1 protein-coding gene is annotated in these 256 nt (G+C 59.0%); it reads left to right on the forward strand.

The features are described 5' to 3' along the window. Positions 1-29: 29 nt before the first annotated feature. The coding region (locus Q5762_RS38985; RefSeq protein ID WP_315897054.1) for a flagellar basal body rod C-terminal domain-containing protein at positions 30-256 on the forward strand (227 nt) is incomplete at its 3' end.

Consider the following 256-nt stretch of genomic DNA (forward strand, 5'->3'; position numbering starts at 1 on the left):
CTATTCCCCAGGGCGAAGGGCCTGAGGCGATGGTCGACGTTGGCCGTATCAAGCTGGTCACGCCAGACCAGCAGGCGTTGGTGCGTGGAGACGATGGCTTGTTCAGAGTGCCACCCAATGAGGGTGGTGAGCCCGGTGCGCTACCAGCAGACGAGAATGCACGTCTGGTGAGTGGTGCACTGGAAGGAAGCAATGTCAGTGCCGTCGATGCCATGGTTTCCATGATCGACGTGGCGCGTCGTTATGACATGCAAAT

It is taken from the genome of Streptomyces sp. P9(2023) (genome assembly GCF_032436795.1).
Classification (GTDB): domain Bacteria; phylum Actinomycetota; class Actinomycetes; order Streptomycetales; family Streptomycetaceae; genus Streptomyces.